A 24018-nucleotide genomic window follows, 5' to 3' on the forward strand; every position below is an offset into this window, starting at 1 on the left:
GGTATGTCCAGAATCAATAAATTCGTACTTACAGTCAGTCTGCTGATTTTTATTATGATTTCGGCAGTTGCCTGCGGGATCTACACTCAAATGGTGAAAGAACGGGTGTATGGCCTGAAACAGTCCGTTATTGATACTGCTTTTGCGGTGGCAAATATTGCTGAATATCGCCGTAGTGTGGCAATTGATCTCATCAATACGCTAAACCCTACGGAAGAACAATTGCTGGTTGGCTTACGCACAGCCTATGCCGATTCGGTTTCTCCTTCTTATTTGTATGATGTTGGGCCTTATCTGATTTCCAGTGATGAATGTATTCAGGTAAAGGAGTACGAGAATAACTATTGTACAAATATCATGCAGGTGGTTAAGTATTTGCATGTTAAGAATACGGGGTTTATCTCTTTTGATGGTAAAACCTTCGTCTATTATCTCTACCCGGTTAGCCATAATCGTAGTCTGATATTTTTGCTTGGGCTGGAGCGCTTTTCTTTACTGTCAAAATCACTGGCAATGGACAGCGATAACCTGATGTTCTCACTTTTTAAGAATGGCAAACCGGTTACTGGTGATGAATATAACGCCAAAAACGCCATCTTCACTGTTTCGGAAGCGATGGAGCACTTCTCCTATTTGCCGACAGGATTGTATGTGTTTGCCTATAAAAAAGACGTTTATTTTCAGGTGTGTATGTTGATCATCTTTTTTGCCGCATTGGTGGCGGTTATATCGGGGACCAGCTGCCTCTATCTGGTACGCAGAGTGATCAATCGTGGTATTGTGGAGAAAGAAGCCATTATTAATAACCATTTTGAACGCGTACTGGACGGCGGGCTTTTCTTTTCGGCTGCCGATGTCAAAAAACTCTACAGTATGTATAACTCGGCGTTCCTGGACGACCTGACCAAAGCGATGGGCAGAAAATCCTTTGATGAAGATTTAAAAGCGCTGCCGGAAAAAGGCGGATATTTGTGCCTGTTTGACGTCGATAAATTCAAAAACATTAACGACACCTTCGGTCATTTGTTGGGCGATGAAGTGTTGATGAAAGTGGTGAAAATCCTTAAATCACAGATCCCGGTAGATAAAGGTAAAGTCTACCGCTTCGGCGGTGACGAATTTGCGGTGATTTATACTGGCGGAACGCTGGAAGAGTTGCTATCGATTCTAAAAGAAATCGTTCATTTCCAGGTGGGAAGCATTAATTTAAGCACCAGTATCGGTGTAGCGCATTCAAATGAATGTACTACCGTTGAACGGCTGAAAATGCTGGCGGATGAGCGACTGTATAAGAGTAAGAAAAACGGCAGGGCACAGATTAGCTGGCAGTAATCATTATTCACAGGCCGGACAAATGATTTTGTCCGGCCTGAATTAATTAAACCCGGCTACCCCACAAATCGTACTCATCGGCATGCTCGACTTTCACACGCAGGATGTCGCCCGGCTTAACGTTAGTTTCACCGTTGAGATAGACCGCGCCGTCGATTTCCGGTGCATCAGCCATACTGCGGCCAATCGCGCCTTCTTCGTCCACTTCGTCGATAATCACCAGAATTTCACGGCCCACTTTCTCCTGCAGGCGTTCGGCGGAAATCTGTTGTTGCAGTTGCATGAAGCGATTCCAGCGTTCTTCTTTCACTTCTTCCGGAACCTGGTCAGGCAGGGCATTGGCATCTGCACCTTCAACCGGGCTGTATTTAAAGCAGCCAACGCGATCCAGACGTGCTTCTTTCAGGAAGTCGAGTAGCATCTGGAAATCTTCCTCCGTCTCGCCAGGGAAGCCGACAATAAAGGTTGAGCGTAGGGTCAGTTCCGGGCAGATTTCGCGCCATTTTTTGATACGTGCCAGTTGGCGATCCACCGACCCCGGGCGCTTCATCAGTTTGAGAATGCGCGGGCTGGCGTGCTGCAACGGAATGTCCAGATACGGCAGGATTTTGCCTTCTGCCATCAGCGGGATAACGTCATCCACATGCGGATAAGGGTACACGTAGTGTAGACGTGTCCAGATCCCCAGTTTCGATAACTGTTCGCACAGGCTGACCATGCTGGTTTTTACCGGCTCGCCGTTGTGGAAGCCAGTACGGTGTTTAACATCAACGCCATACGCGGAAGTATCCTGGGAGATAACCAGAATCTCTTTAACGCCCGCATCAACCAGACGTTTCGCTTCGCTTAATACTTCGCCAATCGGGCGACTCACCAGATCGCCGCGCATTGAAGGAATAATGCAGAAGGTGCAGCGGTGGTTACACCCTTCGGAAATCTTCAGATAGGCGTAATGACGCGGGGTCAATTTAACACCCTGTTCCGGCACCAGGCTCAAGAACGGATTGTGTTTCGGTTTTGGCACGTAGTGATGAACGTGCTCCAGAACCTGCTCGTAGCTATGAGGCCCGGTGATTTCCAGCACTTTCGGGTGGACTTCGCGGATCTGATCTTCTTTTGCCCCCAGACAACCGGTCACAATCACCTTGCCATTTTCATTCAACGCTTCGCCAATGGCTTCCAGAGACTCTTGCACCGCGCTGTCAATAAAGCCGCAGGTATTAACGATCACCATATCCGCGTCGTCATAGCTCGGTACTACGTCATAACCTTCAGTTCGCAGTTCGGTCAGAATGCGCTCCGAATCGACAAGGTTTTTCGGGCAGCCAAGGGAAACAAAGCCGATTTTCGGCTGGGGAGTTACTTTGCTCATAGCTTAAAAAATATTCAGTTACAGGAAAGGTCAGGGCAGGGATTCTACAGAGTTCTGGATAAAATTTGTATCGTAATCTGGTCTACAGGTGAGGAAAACGCCCCAAATATCGGGGCGCAAATGATTGTCATGCTACTGGGTTTTCAGTTAGCGCCTCCGCAGGCTGGCTGCTGGATTTGTCCCGCAGCGTAAAGACCGAAATAAGCGTGAAGCAACCGGCAATCGCCCCCAGGATTAGATAGGTTTCAGCAAAGCCAATGGTGTCATACAGATAGCCGGCAATGGGTGAATAGATTGCCGTGGCGATGGATGCCACAAAAAGCACCAGCAGGTATACCGTCGAAGAGAGTTTATGATCAAAGTTAGCCGCGATAAATTTAAACACAGACACCAGAATCAGTGGTTTTTCGATGGCGTGCATCATTTTAACGGCCGCAATCCACACTGGCCCCAGTTGGATTGCAGAACCGGCAATGCGTAGCGACATAATGGTTCCGGCAATCACTAATGCCCATTTGGCGCCAGTGCGGTTAACAAACCACGGCATCAGACAGAGAAATAAGGTTTCTCCACAGACCTGGACAGAAGCCAGAATTCCGTACCAGCGATTGCCTTCTTCTGGCGTCGGAAATTGCAGCGAAAAATATTGTGCGAATTGTTGATCGTAGGTGTCATAAATTTGCGTTACGAACAGAGTGAACATCAATAAAAACCAGAACTGACTATTTTTCGCCAGTTCAAGCGCATGGATAGCTTTCAGCGAATTGGTTTTTTCAATTTCCGCCTCGGTCAGTTCAATTTTGGTAAACATAAAGCAGATTGCGGCGATCACAATGGCACAGCTTGCCAGCCAGAAAGAGAGATTAGGGCTGGTATCAATGTATTTACCCACAATCCACGCGGCGGCGGCCCATCCCAGAGAGCCCCACATTCTTACGCGACCATATTCAAAATGATAACGGCGCGAAACTTTATCTATCCAGGAATCCAGAACGCCACAGCCAGAATTAAAAATGATCCCCAGGTAAACACCACCTAAAACAGCGCCCAGCCAGAAGTTATGAACCAGAAGTGGGGCATACACATAAATAAAGAATGGGCCTACGGGAAGTAATAATGCGACGAGGATCCAGATGAGTTGTTTCTTAAGACCAAATTTATCGGAGATGAAACCGAAGAACGGCTGCATTAATAACGCAATGAAAGCATTAACGGAATAAAGCAATCCTGTGCGTGTGGCGGTAATTTCCAGATGCTGTGTCGTCCATATGACAAAAAATGCCATCGTTGCCGACCAGGCGAAGAGGTACAGAAAATCGAAAATACTGAGCAAAATATAATTACGTTTACCGGGCAATAACATAGCCATATCCTCAATCACTGGCGTTGGGTCATTTACCGTTGGCACAGGCATTAGCTGTGCTTACTGGTTATTGTTTTGGTATGCATCTCCGGAAATGTCATACGTTAACAATTTCATTTTTACTCTGACCCTGACTGCGATGATTAGGCAATATGTTAAATGAATGTTTGAGATTTACATCACAATTATTGCTGATAATAAAAAAGATTTAGCGAAACAGATCACTAAATCTTTTTATGAGAACGTATTACTTTTATGCCTTTCGTGTTAGCTCATCTGCCAGTGTGCGAAGGTGTTCAGCAATATTCATCAGATCAGCCTGCGGTGAGTGCAGGGGGCCAGCAGAGTTACGCACGACCAGGCGACTGGGAAGGATGGTTGAAGAGCGGAGCATCGCGTGTTCATCGTCCGGCTGTAAAATTTGTTGAACGGCAATTTTCCCTTGTAAATCAAAGTCGATTGCAACGGTCGTTAGCGAAGGTTCAAAAAATGCACTTTCATAGGTGTCGTCATACCCTATGACAGAAATATCTTGCGGGATTTTACGTTTTTGTTGATGTAAGGCGCTTAATGCCCCCAATGCCATCTGATCATTGGCGATCAGAAGAGCGGTTACCTGTGGTGTTTCACGTAGCATCTGTAACGTCGCCAGATAGCCGCTTTGAGCGTCCCAACTACCGTAATGAATGGCCAGCGGCGTCAGTTGGAGTGAAGCGAGGGTGTCGCGCCAGGTATTGAGTCGTAGCCGCGCTGGTACTGAATTTTCAGGGCCAGAGATCAAGCAAAATTGACGATGCCCCAAATCGTAAAGATGTTTCACGCTGGCGCGTGCACCTTCTGCGGGATTAAAGGTGACGTTAAATACCGGGCTATAAGGGTCCACGTCGAGAAACAAACACAATACATCGCTGTTTTCAGCCACCAGTGTTTCAGCCAATGCCGTTTCCAGCGGTGCGTTGATAATAATCTTTGTTACCCGTTGTGCTTTTAATTCAGTAATTGCAGCCTGAATACCTTTAATATCAACATCATCAATCATGGATATCAGCACCTGATATCCCTGTTCTCCGGCATATTTTTTCACTGCTGCCGCAATTTGCGAGGGGGCATGCAGGGCAAGTGAAGTTGTAACCAGCCCGACCGTTTTGCTCTCTTTCCCTACCAACTGTTGAGCAACGCGATTTGGAACGTACTTAAGTTCGGCAATGGCTTGTTCAATTTTTTGACGTGTTTTAGCAGACACGTTCGCTGAATTGTTAAGCACCCGCGACACTGTCTGATAAGAAACATTGGCATGACGAGCAACATCGGCAAGGGTTGCAGCTTTGGTTTTCATATTCGCCCCGGCTAAAAGATTTGTCACAGTATACCGCAGTGAATGTCATACGTATCACGCTCACCTGTCACAGTGCCGGTAAGCTGAACCGACGAACCTGTTTGAAGGGAAAAAACGCGTACTTGATCACATTCCTGCCGGACATTCCTTGCATAACGAAGCAATTAATTACTAGATGACAGTATTGTGAACGAATAACATTTTTTGTCTGTTTAAAACAATTCAGGAGTCAGCATGGACAAGCACCCACCGATCATCCCCAGAGCCCCATGGTTACTTCATGGTGCTGATTACAATCCGGAGCAATGGTTACATGTCCCTGGGATTCTGGAGAAAGATATTGCCATGATGCAACAGGCTGGTTGTAACACCATGTCGGTGGGCATTTTTAGCTGGTCAATACTGGAACCCACAGAGGGTGAGTATCGCTTTGACTGGCTGGATGAGGTGCTGGATAAACTTCATGCTGGTGGGATCTCTGTCTTCCTCGCAACACCAAGCGGAGCCAAACCCGCCTGGCTTGCTGCTCGTTATCCAGAGGTTCTGAGAGTTAGCGCCTCACGCGAGAAAATGCTTCACGGTGGTCGCCATAATCACTGCCTTTCTTCGCCAGTGTATAAAGATAAAGTGACGCAAATTAACCGTAAGCTGGCGCAGCGATACGCCAATCATCCGGCGGTTCTGGGATGGCATATCAGTAATGAGTATGGCGGAGAGTGTCATTGTAATGGATGCCAACAGGCGTTTCGCCGTTGGTTGCAGACTCGTTACACCACTCTCGAGGCGCTTAATCAGGCATGGTGGACTGGCTTCTGGAGCCATACCTACAGTGACTGGTCACAAATTGAATCTCCTTCCCCATTAGGTGAAATGTCCAACCACGGTTTGAATCTTGACTGGCGACGCTTTGTCACATCGCAGGTAAAAGAGTTCTATCAAATGGAAATCGCGCCGTTAAAAGCAGAACGCCCCGATTTACCTGCGACGACCAATTTTATGTGGTATTTCAATGACTACAACTACTGGGCATTAGCCGAAGTGGTTGATTTTGTGAGTTGGGATAGCTACCCCATGTGGCACAAACAGGAAGATGAACGCGCCGTAGCCTGTAAAACAGCGATGTATCACGACCTGATGCGTACCTTGAAAAATAAACCGTTTATTCTGATGGAATCCACGCCCAGCCAGACAAGCTGGCAGCCAACCAGCAAACTGAAAAAGCCGGGAATGAATATTCTTTCTTCCTTACAGGCCGTCGCTCACGGCGCAGACGGCGTGCACTATTTTCAGTGGCGTAAGAGTCGTGGTGCCGTGGAAAAGTTTCATGGTGCGGTGGTTGATCACGTCGGTCATCTGGAGACGCGTACCGGGCGCGAAGTCATACAACTGGGGCAACGGCTGGCCCATCTTAAACAATTGGTTGGGACGAAAACGCAGGCAAAAGTTGCCATTATTTTCGACTGGGAAAACCGCTGGGCGGTCAATGATGCTGCCGGGCCACGCAATTGCGGTATCCACTACGAACAAACGGTAGTGGAGCATTACCGACCTTTCTGGGAGCAGGGCGTGGCGGTCGATATTATCAATGCTGATTGTGATCTTACGGGTTATCAGTTAGTTATCGCCCCAATGCTCTATATGGTTCGCGATGGATTTGCTGCTCGTGCTCGTGCCTATGTCGAAGCTGGTGGCAATTTTATCACCACTTACTGGTCCGGGATTGTCAATGAAACCGATTTATGTCACCTGGGTGGGTTCCCTGGCCCGTTGCGTGACCTGATGGGCGTATGGGCTGAAGAGATTGATAGCCTTAATGATTATCAGCATAACGAAGTTATCTGCGAGCCGAATGCGTATGGACTGCAGGGGCAATGGCAGGCACGGGAATTATGTGCGGTTATTCACGCCGAAGGTGCACAGGTTCTGGCGCGCTATGGTGAGGATTTTTATGCGGGTACACCTGCGTTAACGGTAAATCACGTCGGACAAGGTCGTGCTTTTTATGTGGCTTCGCGTAATGATGCGTCATTTCATCAAGCGTTTGCCGCGATGTTGATCAACACACTTCATCTCCCAAAAGCACTTGCTACTGAACTTCCTGCTGGCGTTATTGCGACGCGTCGGACAGACGGCGATCAGGAATGGGTATTTGTACAAAATTACACTGCTCATGTACAAAATGTTTTGCTTCCTGGAGCGTGGCGAGTGGCGGAAACGGGCAAGGCTTGTTCACAACAATTAGAACTGGCGCCATGGGGATGTGAGGTACTGGAAAGAGAAATAATGTAAATTAATATTAATAAGATGTGAAGTATTGATCCCTGACAGCATTTTGCTCAAAAAATAGCCATACTATTTAATTGCAACAAGGCTGGAAAGAGGAGGATCGAAGTATGTTCGTTGACAGACAGCGAATCGACCTACTGAACCGGTTGAAAGACGCACAAGTTGACCTCGCTGCATATGTGCATCTGAGGAAGGCCAAAGGATACATGTCCGTCAGCGAAAGCAATCATCTACGAGATAACTTTTTTAAACTGCATCGCGAATTGCACGATAAATCGCTGCGGTTGAATCTTCATCTGGATAAGGAAGAGTGGGGTGCTCTTCATCACGCTGAAGAAGCATTAGCGACAGCCGCAGTATGTTTGATGAGTGGGTATCATGATTGCCCAAATTTTATTACCGTCAACGCCGATAAGCTTGAAAATTGTCTGATGAGCTTAACGCTGAGTATCCAGAGCCTGCAGAAGCGCGCCATGCTTGAGAAGGCCTGAAAACAAAGGGGGAGAAAGCGTCTCCCCCTTCATGTTTAAGTTTATGTAAAAATGCATTTATTACGCTTTTGACTGACTACGCTTTAAGCCAGAGTCAATCAGGAGGCGTTATGCATCGACAATCCTTTTTTATCGTGTCCCTTCTTTGCATTTCTTCATCTCTCCGGGCAGCTCCCGCACCGGTGAATGTCGACGTGCTGCAAAATAAACTCGACCATCCCTGGTCGCTGGTTTTCTTACCCGATAATCACGGTATGTTAATCACGCTGCGTGGTGGCGAGTTACGCCACTGGCAAGAAGGAAAAGGATTATCTGCGCCGCTGGCTGGTGTGCCGGAAGTCTGGGCGCACGGGCAGGGTGGCTTGTTGGATGTAGCTTTAGCGCCTGATTTTGCCCAGTCTCACCGCATCTGGTTAAGTTATTCGGAACAGGGAGATGATGACAAAGCAGGTACTGCCGTAGGTTATGGCCGCTTGAGTGATGACCTGACAAAAATAACGGATTTCCGCACCGTTTTTCGCCAGACGCCTAAGCTTTCTACCGGTAACCATTTTGGTGGACGGTTGGTGTTTGACAGCAAAGGTTATTTGTTTATTGGTCTGGGCGAAAACAATCAGCGCCCAACGGCGCAGGATCTGGACAAATTACAGGGTAAATTAGTGCGTCTGACCTACCAGGGCGAGATCCCGGATGATAATCCTTTTGTGAAGGAATCCGGTGCACGAGCAGAGATCTGGTCTTACGGCATTCGTAACCCGCAAGGGATGGCGATGAATCCGTGGAGCAATGTGCTGTGGTTGAATGAGCATGGTCCGCGTGGCGGCGATGAAATCAATATCCCGGAAAAAGGCAAAAATTACGGCTGGCCGCTGGCATCCTGGGGCATCAATTACTCGGGACTTAAAATACCGGAAGCGAAAGGAGAAATCGTTGCCGGAACGGAACAACCCATTTTCTACTGGAAAGATTCGCCCGCCGTGAGCGGTATGGCCTTCTATAACAGCGACAAATTCCCCCAGTGGCAGCAAAAATTATTTATTGGCGCGTTAAAAGATAAAGATGTCATCGTGATGAGCGTCAATGGTAACAAAGTGACGGAAGATGGCCGCATATTAACGGACAGAGGGCAGCGAATTCGTGATGTTCGCACTGGGCCCGACGGCTATTTGTACGTATTGACCGACGAGTCCAATGGCGAATTACTGAAAGTAAGTCCACGTAATAATTAGCTAACGGGGATCATCACCACTTTACGCACTGCGGGGCGTTCGGTGAGCTGTTGATACCAGCGTTCCAGATTTGGACGCGGTGTCCAGGTCAGACCGACGTTAAACAAATTGTAGATAAACGGTGCAATAGCAATATCACCCACGCCAAATTTATCACCAGAGAACCATTTCACTTTTGCCAGTTCCGCATCAAGAAGGGCAAACAGGACGTCGCATTCCTTGCAACTGGCATCAATGGCGGCCTGATCGCGCTCTTCAGGCGGTGTTCTGACCAATCCCATCAGGATCCCGCGATGGGCATTACTGAGCGTCTGGTTTGCCCAGTCCATCCATTTTTCCGCTTCTGCGCGACGTGCTGGCGAGTCGATCCACAAGCGGTTTTGCCCATACTGTGCTGCCAGGTAGCGGACAATAGCGTTTGATTCCCAGAGAATTAAATCGCGTTCGTCGTCACGCAACAGCGGCACCAGCCCGTTGGGATTCATCGCGAGAAAGTCGGCGTCATGGTTTACTCCAAACTCACGGCCCGCGAGAATTTGCTCATAAGGTAGTTCCAGTTCTTCGAGCGTCAGCAATACTTTTTTTACGTTGGTTGAATTATTCCGACCCCACAGCGTAATCATACTCCCCCCTTTTTACACAGGCAGCCACAGGCTGAACAGGACTCCGATGGTGGAGTAAAGTTAACTTTTAAGCAACAGTTGGCAAAAAAATGACGCCAGAAGCAGCGAAGCGGCAGGATATTGCATAAACTTTAAAAACTTTACCAACTTACGGTTTCTTTAAGTTTGTGTGTGCGTTATTAATCACCGAACTTATCATACGGCGATATAACGTATTTTTTTTGAATGGATACTCGGGTGGCATTTATGACGCAATTCTCCTCTCTCCTTCGTGGTCTTACAGCGGGTTCTGCATTTTTATTCCTTTTTGCCCCAACGGCATTCGCGGCGGAACAAACCGTTGAGGCGCCGAGCGTGGATGCGCGTGCATGGATTTTAATGGATTACGCCAGCGGAAAAGTGCTGGCGGAAGGTAATGCGGATGAGAAACTGGACCCAGCCAGTCTGACCAAAATCATGACCAGCTATGTGGTTGGGCAGGCGCTCAAGGCCGATAAGATTAAACTCACCGATATGGTGACGGTCGGTAAAGATGCCTGGGCGACGGGGAATCCGGCGCTGCGCGGTTCGTCGGTGATGTTCCTCAAACCGGGCGATCAGGTTTCGGTGGCCGATTTAAACAAAGGCGTGATCATTCAGTCCGGTAATGACGCCTGTATTGCGCTGGCAGATTACGTTGCGGGCAGTCAGGAGTCATTTATTGGCCTGATGAATGGTTATGCTAAAAAATTGGGCCTGACCAACACCACCTTCCAGACGGTGCACGGCCTCGACGCACCGGGGCAGTTCAGTACCGCGCGCGATATGGCTTTGCTGGGCAAAGCGTTAATCCACGATGTACCGGAAGAGTACGCCATTCATAAAGAGAAGGAATTTACCTTCAACAAGATTCGCCAGCCTAACCGTAACCGTCTGCTGTGGAGTAGTAATGTCAATGTCGATGGCATGAAGACCGGTACTACGGCAGGTGCCGGTTACAACCTGGTGGCCTCCGCGACCCAGGGCGACATGCGTTTGATCTCTGTGGTACTGGGAGCGAAAACCGATCGTATCCGTTTTAATGAGTCCGAAAAGTTGCTCACCTGGGGCTTCCGTTTCTTTGAAACCGTGACACCAATTAAACCTGATGCCACCTTTGTGACCCAGCGAGTCTGGTTTGGCGATAAGAGCGAAGTGAATCTCGGTGCTGGCGAAGGCGGATCGGTGACTATTCCGCGTGGACAACTGAAAAACCTGAAAGCCAGTTATACATTAACCGAGCCGCAGCTCACCGCACCGCTGAAAAAAGGCCAGGTCGTCGGAACCATTGATTTCCAGCTTAATGGCAAGTCTATTGAACAGCGTCCGCTGATCGTAATGGAGAATGTGGAAGAGGGCGGATTCTTTGGTCGGATGTGGGATTTCGTGATGATGAAATTCCATCAATGGTTTGGCAGCTGGTTCTCTTAATCTTTAGATGGCCGGATGGCGCGATGACGTCATCCGGTGATGCTTAATTAATACATTAACTTAATACGCTGCGTTTGCGCGTACTTCACATACTCATCTTCCGGACAACAATCGCTTACTACGATATCAAAGCGATTCAGGTCACCCATGCGTGCCGGACGTACCTTACCAAACTTACTGTGGTCGACAACCAGCACATGCTTTTGCGCCATCGACATGGCCCAGTGTTTCACCGGCAACTCTTCAAGATTAAAACAGGTTGCGCCTTTTTTGGTATGTACACCCGCAGCGGAATAAAAAGCGATATCCGGACAGAAATTATTCAGCGTTTGTTGAAAATCGATAGGCTTGAAAATGGCGTTGCTGGCATGAAATTCACCACCGCTAAGAAACGCCCGGCAATGTGGTTTCTCTTGCAGCGCCAGAAAAGTATTCAGTGAATAACAAACGGCGGTGAAAGGAATTTCATTATCAATCGCTTCAATAATCCAGGGCGTAGTGGTGCCGCAGTCAAAAAAGAGGGTTTGATCGGGTTCTACCAACGTCGCGGCCAGTTTTGCGGCGCGGCGTTTTTCTTCCACCAGACGGGATTTTTGGTCGCTTAGCAGGTAATGGCTGGCGCTGCGTGGTTCGAGGACGATATAGCCGCCGAGTAATACGACGGGGGCGCTGTTGTTATTCAAGTCGCGACGAATCGTCATCTCTGAAACCCCAAGCAGGGCGGCGGCGTCCTTCAGATGTAACTTATCGCTGCGTTTTAATTCTTGTAGTAATTGCCCGATACGCTCTTCGCGACGTGTTTCCATATTCCCTCTGAATAGTTATTGAAGCGAGCCGCCTGATATTACACGTTTTATCCGAAATCAGCCACGTACCCAGCCTTTACGGATCGGTAAGGCGAAACAGAAGCGGTACCACGCTTGCAGTCGCTGGTAGAGCACCGCTCCCGCAGCTTGCCAGATAATCTGCGCGCTAAGGCAGCCAATCATTCCTGCCAACAATCCACCAAGCATATCCAGTGGCCAGTGGACGCCAAGGTAGACCCGCGACCAGGCAATAATTACGGCCAGCACCATGAGAAGCGATCCGGACCACAAACGATGCCAGATTAAAAATGCCAGAGCGAAGGTGAAGATCACCGTGCCGTGATCGCTCGGGAAAGAGTCATCTGCCGCATGGTGCAGGAAGTTATAGCCGATATTCTCGACAAACGGGCGGTCATGCGGAAATAAATGCCCCATTCCCCAGGAAACAAACAGACTTACAGCCAGTGCGATGGCTATTTTTATCACTACCTGCCGTTGCGCTGTATGCCCCCACAGCCAAAGTACTACGGCCAGTAGAGGCACCACGGTAATCAAATCTTTGGCAATAAAAATCGCCAACGAGATCATCCACGGAGAAGAATCTGGCGTGGCATTAATTAGAGAGAACAATGAGTAATTGAGATTTTCCAGCATAACTTCCAGACTCATAAGGTGTTTAATGGAGAGCCATCAGGCAAGGCGGTGAGAATAAGGTGCATGTTAAACAGGGTAAAGCGGCATCGTCTTATTTCTCATAAGTGACCCGTATTATGTGAAGTAATGGTAACGCGCGGTAGTTAAATAAAGCTTAAAAAAGAGAGTCTAACCGCCGATTAATGTAAGAATGTGCTTAACAGTGGTTTAAGGGACAAAAATTGCTTTCTCGTTAGCCGCGCTTTTATTAAACTTTGCGCGATTATTATTGGCGAAGAAATTGCATGCAAAATAGATTAGCTAATGGTGCCAGACTTGGACGTCAGGCATTACTTTTCCCTCTCTGTCTGGTGCTCTACGAATTCTCAACCTATATCGGTAACGATATGATTCAGCCCGGTATGTTGGCCGTGGTGGAACAGTACCAGGCGGGCATTGATTGGGTTCCTACCTCGATGACCGCGTACCTGGCGGGTGGGATGTTTTTACAGTGGCTGCTGGGACCATTGTCGGATCGTATTGGTCGCCGTCCGGTGATGCTGGCGGGCGTAGTGTGGTTTATCATCACTTGTCTGGCGATATTACTGGCGCAAAACATTGAACAATTCACGCTGCTGCGCTTCTTGCAGGGCATAAGCCTCTGTTTCATTGGCGCCGTGGGTTACGCCGCGATTCAGGAATCCTTCGAAGAGGCGGTTTGTATCAAGATCACCGCGCTGATGGCGAATGTGGCGCTGATTGCGCCGCTACTCGGCCCGCTGGTGGGCGCGGCGTGGATCCATGTGCTGCCCTGGGAAGGGATGTTTGTATTATTTGCCGCATTGGCAGCGATCTCCTTCTTTGGCCTGCAACGTGCCATGCCAGAAACCGCTACGCGTATTGGCGAGAAACTGTCGCTGAAAGAGCTAGGGCGTGACTACAAGCTGGTACTGAAGAATGGTCGCTTTGTTGCGGGGGCGCTGGCATTGGGATTTGTCAGTCTGCCGTTGCTGGCGTGGATTGCCCAGTCGCCGATTATCATCATAACCGGCGAGCAATTGAGCAGCTATGAATATGGTCTGCTGCAAGTTCCCATTTTCGGCGCATTAATTGCGGGGAACCTACTGCTGGCTCGGCTGACCTCGCGTCGCACCGTACGTTCGCTGATCATTATGGGCGGCTGGCCAATTATGATTGGTCTGTTGGTTGCCGCTGCGGCAACGGTCATCTCATCACACGCGTATTTGTGGATGACTGCCGGGTTAAGTATTTATGCTTTTGGCATTGGCCTGGCGAATGCGGGGTTGGTGCGTCTGACGTTGTTTGCTAGCGATATGAGTAAAGGTACTGTCTCGGCGGCGATGGGGATGTTGCAAATGCTGATTTTCACTGTCGGTATTGAGATCAGTAAACACGCGTATCTGAACGGTGGCAACGGTCTGTTTAATCTCTTCAACCTTGCCAACGGAATTTTGTGGCTGCTGCTGATGTTTATCTTTTTAAAAGATAAACAGGTAGGAAATTCACACGAAGGGTAAAAAAATGCCTGATTGCACAATGCAATCAGGCATTTTCGAATTAATGGTGATGGTCATCGATCTGATGTTCGATAACCATCCCTTCGCCAACGCTGGCAAGGTGACGAACATACGGATGTGGACGGTAAGCCGGAGCAGGAGTCGGGGCCACATAAACGGTTTGCGGCACAGTAGCGACGCTGACTGCCTGCGGAACGCTGACAGAATCAGGGACCACTACCACTTTGTATCCACTCGGCACATCGACGGTAACACTTTGCGCCATCGTTGCACCGGCAAAGCTCATGAGAAACGCGCCCAGCAAAACATAATTCTTCATAATCATTTCGCCTGAAATAATCCGGTGAGTTAATTTCTGCGAATTATGCAGCCTTCATTCTGTCGTTGTGTTGCCGGGCGTGCTGCCGTTTTATTGATTAAATGGCGCTTCGTGTTTAAGAACTTTATCGATCACGTCCAGTACGCCTTCACGGTTATTGGAGCCTGCACGGTATTTCGCCGCTGCTACGACCGCACTGCCGGCATTTTCCATTGCGAAGCTGTACCCTGCCTGGCGCAGCATCTCAATATCGTTACCGCCATCGCCAAAGACCACTACTTCGCTGTCGTCTATTTCCCATAATTTCTGGAGTTGACGCAGGCCATTGGCTTTATGAACGCCGGGGATGATTAGATCGATGCTGCCGTTGCCGGTATGCACTGGCACCATAATATCTCCGATGGCTTCATGTAATGCTTGTTGCACTTGCGGAATCAGTTCATCGGAAAGATTCAGGCCAAACTTAAAGAAGATATCTTCTAAGTTGTCAAAGTTATCGACGTATTCCAGACGGTGATAATACATTTCCGCCACAGTTTTCATGGCATCGTCATATTTTTTGAGGGTATAGGCGCTATTTTTACCGCAGGCAATAATTTCCACTTCCGGGCGCGTCAGCAAATGCGCCACGACAGTGGCAAAAGCATCTTTCGATAGCTCACCATTAAAAACATCTTTGCCTTCGCTCACTACCCAGCCGCCATTTTCCGCCACAAAAGCAATTTCATTAGCAATTTCGGGGAAGAATGAGATCAACTGATAATATTGATTCCCGCTGGCAACCACAAAGCGAATACCTTGTGCTTTCATCTGCTGATATTGGGCCATAAACCGCTCGCGGTTATAGGTTTTTTGATCGCTTAAGAAAGTACCGTCCATGTCTACCGCAATTAATTTAATGCCCATCAACTATTCTCCATCGCAGTCTGCGTTTTTGTATCGGGTTTGGCGACAGCTTTCGCGACAATAGCCGCGAGAATAACCAGCGCCAGTACAACCAGCATTGCACTACGCAATCCATAATGTTCGCCGAGATAGCCCAGCAGCGGCGGCCCGACGAGGAAAGCCAGATAACCGGTCGTTGCCACCACGCTGACACGGGTTGGTGCATCGGGGCCGGTATCACTGGCGGCTGAAATGGTTAGCGGGAAGCCCAGCGAGGCACCCAGTCCCCAAAGTACAACAGACACCCCAGCGACCCAGGCGCTATCAACAAAAATAATTAGCCCGATACCCAACGCACCCATTAGTGCACTGGCACGTACCACGGCAACGCGACTGTAGCGATCAATAAACCAGCCGCCGGTAAAACGTCCAACGGTCATCCCCAATGTGAAACCTGCGTATATCAATGAGCCGGACGTTGGGCTAAATCCGTGGCCATCAACCATTAATAAGGGTAACCAGTCGTTGGCAGAACCTTCTGCAAAAGCCATTGCCAGCACCACGACACCAATTAATAGCAACTGAATATCGCGATAAAAAGGAACCCCTTTTTCACTATGCTGCGTGCCATCGGCAGCATTTTTTCCCGTACCGTCAGGGATTGCCTGAATAGCGATATAAATAGGCGCGATGCCCACCAGCGCCGCCAGCAAAATGTGAACAGTTGCCGGAACTCCAAAGGCCGTCAGCGCCATCCCTACACCAGCCCCCGCCAGCGTACCGAGACTGTAGAAGCCATGCATCATCGGCAAAACCGTTTTATTCATTTCTCGCTCAACGGCAGCACCTTCAACGTTTATCGCCACTTCTGCGGAACCAAAACTGGCGCCAAAAACGCCAAGACCAACGGCAAAGAGCACAGGAGATGTCAGCCAGAGCGCCAGACTTAATATCATCATCCCGATCAATGCGCAGGACATCGTGACCAGGATGACATTACGCGTCCCAAAGCGTTTTACTAACCACGCCGAGCAGAGAATACCGCTCATCGAACCGATTGACAGACCAAAGAGCACTCCGCCCATTTCGGCGATAGAGACAGAAAGAATGTCGCGGATAGCGGGCGTTCTGGTTGCCCAGGAAGCCATTAGAAGGCCCGGCAAAAAGAAGAACATAAACAGCGCCCAGGTACGACGTTTCAATGCATTACGTGAAGAATTTACTGTCATAGATCACGTCAAAAAAAGAAGAGGGAAGACAACCTTAGCAAGGTTGTGTACATTTGTACACAATTGCAGTGAGAGGAAATGACATGCGTCGCGCTAACGATCCACAACGGCGAGAAAAAATCATCCAGGCCACTCTTGAGGCGGTGAAACTTTACGGAATACATGCCGTGACGCACCGTAAAATAGCTACCCTTGCCGGGGTACCGTTAGGGTCGATGACCTACTATTTTTCAGGAATTGATGAGCTATTGCTGGAGGCATTCAGTAGCTTTACGCAGACTATGTCACGGCAATATCAGGCATTTTTTAGCGATGTCAGTGATGCTCCCAGTGCCTGCCAGGCCATCACAGAAATGATCTACAGCTCGCAGGTTGCAACGCCAGACAACATGGAGCTGATGTATCAACTCTACGCGCTGGCCAGCCGAAAACCGTTATTAAAAACAGTGATGCAAAACTGGATGCAGCGCAGTCAGCAAACACTCGAACAATGGTTTGAACCTGGAACGGCCCGGGCTCTGGATGCTTTTATTGAAGGGATGACGCTGCATTTTGTCACTGACCGTAAGCCGCTATCGCGCGAGGAGATTTTACAGATGGTGGCGCGAGTGGCGGGGCAGGAGATAAATTTCAGGCAACAAAAAACCCATTTATGTAAACGGGTTAATGAAAACAATAAGTTAGATTAAAAACAATAAGTTAGGTTGGTGGTCAGTGGTGGTTATTACGGGGTAATGCCAACCGCTGCCGCCACTTTGTCGCCACTTGTTTTACCTTAGACGCCAGGGGCCTCTATCTTCAATCTGTTCGACTAACCCTTCCTCTTCTAGTTCACGCAATAGTGCAACAACCCAATATTGTTGGTTCGAACTTGTTGCTTTCCGTTTTTCTCCCCAATCGAGGCCGCTTAGACGAAATACCTCAGCTTGCTTAACGCCGTTGCCGTTTTTTTGGGCATCTGGGTGAGTTTTAAGTACGGATAAAGCCAATTCTTTTGCTCTGTTGCGCAATTCCGCTCCCTGATGCTGAAACTTATTCATTGATAGTGCTCCATGTGAAAAAAAGGAATATTAGCTCAACAGGGCAAAAGACGCATTTTCAAAAACTTGCTATTGATGTTGGTAGTGTTGCCAGCGGATTAAACCGTAATGCAGTTTCCAGGTGATCCGGTGCCAGATGTGCGTAACGCATAGTCATTTTTATATCGTGATGCCCGAGAATTTTTTGTAAGGCCAGGATATTTCCACCCGACATCATGAAGTGCGCCGCAAACGTATGGCGCAGAACGTGTGTCAGTTGACCGCGAGGGAGCACGATAGACGTTTTTTCCATCACGGATAAAAATTGAAAATAGCAGTCTGTGAAGAAATTGAACCCATCAAGCGCCATGATCTCTTCGTAAAGCTCTTTACTGATAGGGATGCTTCTGTTTTTCTTCCCCTTCGTTCTTACAAAGGTAATTCGGTATTTGGTCACCTGTGAGCGGGTAAGATTTACGGCTTCACGCCAGCGTGCGCCTGTGCTTAAGCATATCTTAACTACCAGTGCCAGAATTGGGTCCTGACGTTTGCAATCAGCCAGCAATTCAACAATCTGCTCATGGGTAAGCCATGCCATCTCTTTTTCTGCGATGGTGAATTTTCGCATGTTCTCCAGTGGGTTCGGATACGACCATTCGCCCAGCCGGGATAGTTCGCTAAAAACACTACTTAGATAGCTTTGCTCCAGGTTAATGGTGACCGGGCTTGATCCTTTCTTCCATTTCTCGCTGAAGTAGATCTCACCTGTCAGGCGTTTATCTCGATAGTGGGCAAACATTTTAGAGGTGAGATCAATTGCAAGGGGATTGCCCAGAGCGTCAACCATCAGCAGCAATTTGTCATAGACATGCTGCCCAGCAGTCAGTGATTTACCATGTAGTTTGAACCATAGCTCAACCACGTCTTTCAGTGTTCGACGATCTACTGATTCACCCAGCCAGGGCTTTGCTTCGGTTTCTTCCATCGTGTGACGCTCAAAAGCCAGAGCTTCGCCTTTGGTGGCGAATTGTTTACGCACACGACGTCCACTACGTCCGGCGGGGTAACATTCGCAAAGCCATTTTCCTGTGGTGAGTTTTCGTACTGCCATAAAAAAGCCCTCATATCAGAGGGCTAAATTTAACTGTATATACAACCAGTAATCAATGTGTGATTACTATGAAACATACATTGCTAAGCAACATGCAGTTCATCGTTGGCGGAAGTTGCTGCTTTGCGCTCTTGCTCAATCGCCAGTGACTCTCTATATTCTTTCGCTTCCGCAAACATTGTCCATTGTGCGTTGATGTTCATATCTTCAATAACAGACTTAATTTCTTTAATATTTACGTTGAAAAACTCTTTTCGTGAGTTAATTTTATTGACCTGTTTTTCGTTGAAGACTTTATGCAGATGATTTTCTAATGATGGTGCATCATCACTATAAATCATCGCATGAACATCGAACGAAAAAGGAACACTAGCATCACCGAGTTCACGAACACGATCAAGTGGTTCAAGGCGGCGTGTCATTCCAATTTTATATACATCTTCGCCAAATGAGCCAATATTACTAATTATATAAACGTGGCCTGATCTAGTTTGTTGAGCCATAGAAATAGCTCGTTGGTTTTTAGCTTCAGCTTCTTCATATTTTAACTGTAGTTCAGCTATTTTTTGCTCTAAAGCTAAGCGTTGTTCTTCATTTGCAAGCATAAGCTCTTTTGTTGCTTTATTTATAGCTTGCTGAATAGCTTTCTCTTCTTTTTCAGCTTCTTTTATCGCTTTTTCATACTCCCTACGAGCTCTTTCCTCTTCACGAAGTTGTTCTTTAATCCTTCTTTGCTCTTCTTTTTCTTCGAGCATAATTTCATTAACTGCAACTCCCCATTTTAGCTCGTTGAGTCGAGCTTGAAGATAGATGTCACTTATTTTTGCGGACCTAAAGGCAGAACCATTGTAATTTACAAGTTGAAACGCATCTTTTATCTCTTGGGAAAGTTTTCCAAAATTGTTGTGTTTGACTTTTGATAAAATACTGTCAACTCTTCCATTGAAGGCATCTAAAACAAAGTTGATAGCAGTATTACGCCTGTTTTGTTCAACATAATCACACGAAGCAGCTTTATTAGTTTTTATTAATGATTTTGTTAACTCCCTGGCTTTTTGTAATTCCTTGCCTGCATCTGTAAACTCATAATTTTCTGCCAATTCATCGAGAACGCTACGGTTAGGGATGATCCATTCATCACCATAACCTTCAATTTTATTTTTCATTGATTTGGCAACTGCTTCATATTTTTCTGCAAACTCTTTAGCTTCATATGCTGAACCAGCAATCTCTTTTGCTCTTTCTTCTGCATCGGAAATAATTTTCACTGCATTGTCATTAGCATTTGAGATCAGCTCATTTGCTTTACTATTGGCATTATCAAGACGTTCTTTAGCTTTCAGGCGTGCATCGCGAGCGTCTTTAGTAATTGCTATAGCTTCGCTATTAGCATTGCTTATTTTTATCTGAGCTTGATAATTTGCTTCGTTTACTGTCTTAGCAGCCTTTATTTGGGCTTCTTCTATTTTTTGCCTGGCTATTGAGTCTGCATTTTTTATCTTATTCTCTGCTTCCATCACTGCGCTGTGCAATTCTACGTATTGCCATAATGGTGCAGCTCGTCCTTCAAGCTCTGATAGATCTCGTACAGTCTGTGCTAATTCTTCTTGATTTTCTTTCAGTTGGTTGGAAAGGGCTATGTTGTTAGCTGTCAAGGTATCTATAGCCGCTTTATGTTTTTTGCTTTGCTTAAATAATATTACAGCTAGAATGGGGGCGAGAAATGCTAATAAGAATATAACGATGGAAAATGAATTCATTTTTAAATCCTTTTACTATATTAATTTGAAACTATTGTACTTCTTATACAAGCAACTACTTCAATATCAGAAAATGCACATTCAAAGCTATTCTCTGTACTTGTAATTTTAATCATACCTTTTGGAAGCTTTGTGATTTTTCGAATGGAATAGGTTCCGTCGATGTTGATTAACCAGTGCCCATCAAGTACTTCAGAAAATTTTTGATCACAAATGTATGTGACGAGCCCATCCTGAATAACAATTGGTGATGAAAGATTTGCAGGAAGAAATGATGAATCGAAGACATATGAACCATCTTCAATCATTTTGCCTGCGGTAAGGCGAAACTTGGCAAGCTCTTCTGTAGCTGCTGTCAGCGAGCTTTGCTTAAGGCCTTGCCCGGTGGTTAACCATTTCAGTGAGGTTCCTGTTTCAAGAGCACATTGGATTATCCAGTCTGCAGGAAACGTATCCCGCAAATACCTGTTCGCCAGAGTGCTTTTTGATACTTCCAAGTGATCAGCTAAAGCCTGTCGTGTCGTAAAGCCATAAGCTTCGACTAATCGCTCAATCGCAGCCTTACCACCTTTATTGGGATTTATTTTGATCTCATTTGGGTACTTTGATGTTGACATATCTCTTTTGCGATCCTAGTATCAATTTTGTCCCCGTTTGGGTACTTGTCACGATTACTACAGGCTCACCACAAGCCAATAGGAGATGTTGCATCATGACCCCTAACATTTCAATAACTCTGAATACGCCACACGTCACAATTGAGCGTTATAGCGAACTTACTGGTCTTTCTATCGACACTATCAACGATATGCTGGCTGATGGTCGCATCCCTCGCCATCGCCTTCGGAAAGACAAGAAAAGAGAAAAGGTAATGATCAACCTTGCTGCTCTTACCGTTGATGCACTTACTGATTGCAATGTTGTATTCAACTAGTTCCATTTTGGGATGCATCAGGAGTGTCGACTATGTTTGATTACCAAGTTTCCAAACATCCACATTTTGATGAAGCCTGTCGTGCATTTGCATTGCGCCACAACCTGGTGCAACTGGCAGAACGTGCAGGTATGAATGTGCAGATTCTGCGGAACAAGCTGAATCCAGCTCAACCTCATTTATTAACCGCACCAGAAATCTGGTTGCTTACCGATCTGACTGAAGATTCAACGCTGGTAGATGGCTTTCTGGCACAGATTCACTGCCTGCCATGTGTACCGATTAATGAGGTGGCAAAAGAGAAACTGCCGCATTACGTCATGAGTGCAACTGCAGAGATAGGGCGTGTCGCGGCAGGTGCGGTTTCTGGCGATGTAAAAACCAGTGCAGGCCGTCGTGATGCGATCAGCAGCATTAACTCTGTTACACGACTGATGGCGCTGGCTGCTGTTTCATTGCAGGCCCGTTTACAGGCTAATCCTGCGATGGCGAGTGCAGTTGATACCGTGACTGGCCTAGGTGCTTCATTCGGTTTGCTGTGAGGTGCTTATGCTGACGAAAGAACCATCATTTGCATCGCTGCTGGTAAAACAAAGCCCGGCAATGCACTACGGTCACGGCTGGATTTATTTACCTTGTGGGAAAAAGTGGCATCCAAGTTTTGAATTACAACCCCGGCAACAGGCTTACCGGGGAAGAAATAAAAAGCGATTCCTACAAAGATTTATGGTTAACGTGGCAAACAACCTGCGAACCAAGCAAAAAGTTTTTCTTGGAAGCTGAGGTTTACATCGTCAACCCGACCACAGGCAATAGCAGCTCTTTTGTAGGCTGGGTTTAACAAAGATCCGAATGTTGTGGAGTCAGAGTGATGCAAAGCTTTCAATTTTTGTGCAATGAACTGTGGAGACAATTCATCCTCGGCGTAAAGCAACTCACCATATTGTCGGCTTTGTGCGCTTGCTCGTTCCGCAATAATAGCTGGTTGCCATACAAGTTGGATTGTTGCGATTACAACAACAGGAAAAGCGAACAACCATTCCAGACCTGTATTAGCAAATACAGCTGTTCCGCTTATAAGTTGGATTGCTGTCATTAATTTATCAGCTCGACCATGGAACGTTGCTGTCATTAGTTCAAGGTAATAACAGTAGTGCAATTGGAAGTATTCGGAGCTTTGTTTAGTCATGCCGGATTCCTATTTCTTCTCTTGCCCCGGTTCAGGCTGAGGTGCTGGAGCCGGGCGAGGGAGTACATGAAAGTTGTCTGTTTCTGACATCAGTTTTCTCCTTTGAGGGGTAGATGATTGTTAGCACAAATAGTCTACCACTGAGGCACGCGCCGGGCGTGTAGAAAAATTCCCGGCACAATCATTTGCATCGCTGCTGGTAAAACAAAGCCCGGCAATGCACTACGGTCACAGCTGGATCATGGGTGAGGATGGTAAACGCTGGCATCCATGTTATTCACAAGATGAATTGCTGTCTGAAGTGACCACGAGGAAACGGAGAAAGTCCAAATGTATGCGGCAGAAAGTGAAGTGGTTTATCAGTTTCGTTACAGAGGGGAGAGTTATTCAGTACCTGAAGATGATTTGCTCTGTTGTTATCCGTCGTTGTCGGGAGATGGCAGTTACTTTTTCACGCTAAAGGATGGGACGTTTTTACGGGGAGAGCAGGTTAAAGAGACGGTACGAAAAAATGTATCTCCCCTTGAGCGTTACCGTAAGAACAAAGAACGATAGGTGCGTTTGGGGGATATGAAATATGGCAATTAATGGCGCTGCGGCGACTGTTTCATTAAGCCCCGGCGAACGCCTGAATGGACTTAATCATATTGCAGAGTTAAGGGCGAAAGTTTTTGGCCTGAATATTGAGTCAGAGCTTGAGCGGTTTATTAAGGATATGCGTGATCCACGGGATATCAATAATGAACAAAATAAACGGGCACTGGCTGCCATATTCTTTATGGCAAAAATTCCAGCTGAACGTCATAGCATCAGCATTAATGAGCTGACCACTGACGAAAAGCGGGAGCTGATTAAAGCAATGAATCATTTTCGTGCAGTGGTGAGCTTATTTCCCAGACGGCTAACCATGCCGAATTAACCAACTAATGAAATTCATGGCGTAAACCCGCCGGGCATCCCTTTATCTAAATTCAGGAGAATTGAGTATGCGTAATATTGAAACCCTCACGACTAAAACCGGACCGGATGATGCAGGGCTTAATATTTTACTGACAGAGGCTCGTCTGGAAGAACGCCGGGCAAGGGCTGAAGCAATGGCAGCTCGCCTTGATAG

At 47.2% G+C, this 24018-nt stretch carries 27 protein-coding genes and 1 pseudogene; 14 read left to right on the plus strand and 14 right to left on the minus strand.

The genetic code is table 11. The features are described from left to right. The first annotated feature begins 3 nt into the window (after positions 1-3). On the plus strand, positions 4-1332 hold the full coding sequence (locus D9742_RS20580; RefSeq protein ID WP_130238076.1) for a GGDEF domain-containing protein: 1329 nt from the start codon (positions 4-6) through the stop codon (positions 1330-1332). 46 nt (positions 1333-1378) lie between these two features. On the opposite strand, the gene rimO is transcribed toward D9742_RS20580, so the two are convergent. The 3 genes from rimO to D9742_RS20595 all read right to left on the minus strand — a co-directional run bounded on the left by rimO (position 1379) and on the right by D9742_RS20595 (position 5403). Continuing rightward, on the minus strand, positions 1379-2704 hold the full coding sequence (rimO, locus tag D9742_RS20585) for a 30S ribosomal protein S12 methylthiotransferase RimO (RefSeq protein ID WP_001558886.1): 1326 nt from the start codon (positions 2702-2704) through the stop codon (positions 1379-1381). A 127-nt stretch (positions 2705-2831) separates the two neighbouring features. After that, positions 2832-4067: an oligosaccharide MFS transporter gene (locus tag D9742_RS20590; RefSeq protein ID WP_130238092.1), complete on the minus strand. Its 1236-nt coding sequence runs from the start codon at positions 4065-4067 to the stop codon at positions 2832-2834. 253 nt (positions 4068-4320) lie between these two features. Further along, on the minus strand, positions 4321-5403 hold the full coding sequence (locus D9742_RS20595) for a LacI family DNA-binding transcriptional regulator (RefSeq protein WP_130238077.1): 1083 nt from the start codon (positions 5401-5403) through the stop codon (positions 4321-4323). Between the two features lie 234 nt (positions 5404-5637). Between D9742_RS20595 and D9742_RS20600 the strand changes: the two genes are divergently transcribed. The 3 genes from D9742_RS20600 to D9742_RS20610 all read left to right on the plus strand — a co-directional run bounded on the left by D9742_RS20600 (position 5638) and on the right by D9742_RS20610 (position 9409). Then, positions 5638-7692, plus strand: coding sequence for a beta-galactosidase (locus tag D9742_RS20600; RefSeq protein ID WP_130238078.1), 2055 nt, complete (start codon positions 5638-5640; stop codon positions 7690-7692). 104 nt (positions 7693-7796) lie between these two features. Then, positions 7797-8180 carry a biofilm formation regulator BssR gene (gene bssR, locus D9742_RS20605; RefSeq protein WP_130238079.1) on the plus strand — a complete coding sequence of 128 codons (384 nt, stop codon included), beginning with the start codon at positions 7797-7799 and terminating at the stop codon, positions 8178-8180. Positions 8181-8290: 110 nt separating this feature from the next. After that, positions 8291-9409 (plus strand): PQQ-dependent sugar dehydrogenase, encoded by a 1119-nt coding sequence (locus D9742_RS20610; protein ID WP_130238080.1) that lies wholly within the window; start codon positions 8291-8293, stop codon positions 9407-9409. Here the strand turns inward: D9742_RS20610 and gstB are convergent. Beyond that, positions 9406-10032, minus strand: coding sequence for a glutathione S-transferase GstB (gene gstB, locus D9742_RS20615; RefSeq protein WP_130238081.1), 627 nt, complete (start codon positions 10030-10032; stop codon positions 9406-9408). The two genes, D9742_RS20610 and gstB, sit on opposite strands and share 4 nt — an antisense overlap. A gap of 246 nt (positions 10033-10278) precedes the next feature. Between gstB and dacC the strand changes: the two genes are divergently transcribed. Next, a complete protein-coding gene (dacC, locus tag D9742_RS20620) occupies positions 10279-11481 on the plus strand; it encodes a serine-type D-Ala-D-Ala carboxypeptidase (RefSeq protein WP_130238082.1) in 1203 nt (400 codons plus the stop codon). Between the two features lie 47 nt (positions 11482-11528). Here dacC and deoR read toward each other — a convergent pair whose 3' ends face one another. Then, positions 11529-12287, minus strand: coding sequence for a DNA-binding transcriptional repressor DeoR (deoR, locus tag D9742_RS20625; RefSeq protein ID WP_130238083.1), 759 nt, complete (start codon positions 12285-12287; stop codon positions 11529-11531). 57 nt (positions 12288-12344) lie between these two features. Beyond that, positions 12345-12941 (minus strand): undecaprenyl-diphosphate phosphatase, encoded by a 597-nt coding sequence (gene ybjG / locus D9742_RS20630; protein WP_130238093.1) that lies wholly within the window; start codon positions 12939-12941, stop codon positions 12345-12347. A gap of 284 nt (positions 12942-13225) precedes the next feature. On the opposite strand from ybjG, the gene mdfA reads away from it, so the two are divergent. Continuing rightward, entirely contained in the window at positions 13226-14458 is a 1233-nt protein-coding gene (gene mdfA / locus D9742_RS20635; protein ID WP_130238084.1) for a multidrug efflux MFS transporter MdfA, read from the plus strand. Between the two features lie 40 nt (positions 14459-14498). Here mdfA and ybjH read toward each other — a convergent pair whose 3' ends face one another. The 3 genes from ybjH to D9742_RS20650 form a co-directional block, all read right to left on the minus strand. Further along, positions 14499-14783, minus strand: a complete 285-nt coding sequence (gene ybjH / locus D9742_RS20640; RefSeq protein WP_074399644.1) for a protein YbjH — start codon at positions 14781-14783, stop codon at positions 14499-14501. A gap of 84 nt (positions 14784-14867) precedes the next feature. Continuing rightward, positions 14868-15683: a 5-amino-6-(5-phospho-D-ribitylamino)uracil phosphatase gene (ybjI, locus tag D9742_RS20645; protein ID WP_130238085.1), complete on the minus strand. Its 816-nt coding sequence runs from the start codon at positions 15681-15683 to the stop codon at positions 14868-14870. Further along, the gene (locus D9742_RS20650; RefSeq protein ID WP_130222150.1) at positions 15683-16891 is read right to left on the minus strand and encodes an MFS transporter; all 1209 of its coding nucleotides are present in this window, start codon (positions 16889-16891) and stop codon (positions 15683-15685) included. The genes ybjI and D9742_RS20650 overlap by 1 nt, the downstream gene beginning before the upstream one ends. An 83-nt stretch (positions 16892-16974) precedes the next feature. Between D9742_RS20650 and D9742_RS20655 the strand changes: the two genes are divergently transcribed. Further along, complete coding sequence (locus D9742_RS20655) at positions 16975-17580, plus strand: TetR/AcrR family transcriptional regulator (RefSeq protein WP_130238086.1); 606 nt, start codon at positions 16975-16977, stop codon at positions 17578-17580. Between the two features lie 81 nt (positions 17581-17661). Here the strand turns inward: D9742_RS20655 and D9742_RS20660 are convergent, their stop codons facing one another. From D9742_RS20660 to D9742_RS20675, 4 genes are all read right to left on the minus strand, one after another. Then, positions 17662-17931: a hypothetical protein gene (locus D9742_RS20660; protein WP_001032044.1), complete on the minus strand. Its 270-nt coding sequence runs from the start codon at positions 17929-17931 to the stop codon at positions 17662-17664. A gap of 58 nt (positions 17932-17989) precedes the next feature. After that, the gene (locus D9742_RS23735; RefSeq protein ID WP_130238087.1) at positions 17990-19021 is read right to left on the minus strand and encodes a tyrosine-type recombinase/integrase; all 1032 of its coding nucleotides are present in this window, start codon (positions 19019-19021) and stop codon (positions 17990-17992) included. A gap of 83 nt (positions 19022-19104) precedes the next feature. After that, a complete protein-coding gene (locus D9742_RS20670; protein ID WP_023150405.1) occupies positions 19105-20781 on the minus strand; it encodes a DUF4041 domain-containing protein in 1677 nt (558 codons plus the stop codon). Between the two features lie 20 nt (positions 20782-20801). Then, on the minus strand, positions 20802-21398 hold the full coding sequence (locus D9742_RS20675; RefSeq protein ID WP_000107902.1) for a phage repressor protein CI: 597 nt from the start codon (positions 21396-21398) through the stop codon (positions 20802-20804). Between the two features lie 95 nt (positions 21399-21493). On the opposite strand from D9742_RS20675, the gene D9742_RS20680 reads away from it, so the two are divergent. From D9742_RS20680 to D9742_RS20690, 3 genes are read left to right on the plus strand one after another with little or no spacing between them, the layout of a single operon-like run. Then, positions 21494-21715, plus strand: coding sequence for a hypothetical protein (locus tag D9742_RS20680; RefSeq protein WP_000188448.1), 222 nt, complete (start codon positions 21494-21496; stop codon positions 21713-21715). A gap of 32 nt (positions 21716-21747) precedes the next feature. Then, complete coding sequence (locus tag D9742_RS20685) at positions 21748-22257, plus strand: phage regulatory CII family protein (protein ID WP_000460893.1); 510 nt, start codon at positions 21748-21750, stop codon at positions 22255-22257. A 7-nt stretch (positions 22258-22264) separates the two neighbouring features. Continuing rightward, the gene (locus D9742_RS20690) at positions 22265-22498 is read left to right on the plus strand and encodes a phage filamentation protein Fil family protein (RefSeq protein WP_130238088.1); all 234 of its coding nucleotides are present in this window, start codon (positions 22265-22267) and stop codon (positions 22496-22498) included. Here D9742_RS20690 and D9742_RS20695 read toward each other — a convergent pair. Beyond that, positions 22446-22904 (minus strand): hypothetical protein, encoded by a 459-nt coding sequence (locus D9742_RS20695; protein WP_130238089.1) that lies wholly within the window; start codon positions 22902-22904, stop codon positions 22446-22448. The two genes, D9742_RS20690 and D9742_RS20695, sit on opposite strands and share 53 nt — an antisense overlap. Positions 22905-23085: 181 nt before the next feature. Here D9742_RS20695 and D9742_RS23565 point away from each other — a divergent pair. From D9742_RS23565 to D9742_RS20710, 4 genes and pseudogenes are all read left to right on the plus strand, one after another. Further along, positions 23086-23223, plus strand: a pseudogene (locus tag D9742_RS23565) (phage filamentation protein Fil family protein); the annotation flags it as partial. Positions 23224-23234: 11 nt separating this feature from the next. Beyond that, positions 23235-23459, plus strand: coding sequence for a hypothetical protein (locus tag D9742_RS23810; protein ID WP_053530349.1), 225 nt, complete (start codon positions 23235-23237; stop codon positions 23457-23459). Between the two features lie 22 nt (positions 23460-23481). Continuing rightward, complete coding sequence (locus D9742_RS20705; RefSeq protein WP_130238090.1) at positions 23482-23823, plus strand: DUF5347 domain-containing protein; 342 nt, start codon at positions 23482-23484, stop codon at positions 23821-23823. Positions 23824-23890: 67 nt separating this feature from the next. Beyond that, positions 23891-24018: DUF2732 family protein (locus D9742_RS20710; RefSeq protein ID WP_113996313.1), on the plus strand; the 128-nt coding region annotated here is incomplete at its 3' end.

The sequence above is a fragment of the Escherichia sp. E1V33 genome (assembly GCF_004211955.1).
Classification (GTDB): domain Bacteria; phylum Pseudomonadota; class Gammaproteobacteria; order Enterobacterales; family Enterobacteriaceae; genus Escherichia.